Source organism: Gluconobacter sp. P1D12_c, assembly GCF_018812105.1.
Taxonomy (GTDB): domain Bacteria; phylum Pseudomonadota; class Alphaproteobacteria; order Acetobacterales; family Acetobacteraceae; genus Gluconobacter; species Gluconobacter oxydans_A.
Genome location: NZ_JACSIQ010000777.1, coordinates 1 through 377, shown reverse-complemented (window position 1 = coordinate 377; position 377 = coordinate 1). Strand labels below are relative to the sequence as shown.

At 41.2% G+C, this 377-nt stretch carries 1 pseudogene; it reads left to right on the top strand.

The features are described 5' to 3' along the window. Positions 1-267, top strand: a pseudogene (locus tag KP705_RS19155) (hypothetical protein); the annotation flags it as partial. Between the last annotated feature and the right edge of the window lie 110 nt (positions 268-377).

The window sequence follows — 377 nt, the reverse complement described above, 5'->3', positions numbered from 1 at the left end:
GGACAGATCATGCTAACCCGCGAAGAAATCGCCGAAAAAGTCGGAATTCGGGTCAACGAAGTTACAGCCATCATGAATGAACTGGTGAAGTTCGGTGCGATTTTCTCCGAGCGCGAAAAGGTAGCCGGTATGCGAGGGCCGGGTCTTGTCCGCTACTACATGAACCGCCACGTTGCTGAAGTAGGTAGTCGTGCTACACAAGAAGAACTTTCTACAATACMAAAGCCTGGATTTAATCTTGAAGTTATAGAAGGAGGAAAATTATGAAAACTAACGAACGATTCCATATTGCATGCCAAAATACATTTATAATTTCTCATTCAAACGACTTAGAAACTATGAAAATTTGGAAAAATCTTAAGGAATTACATGATGAA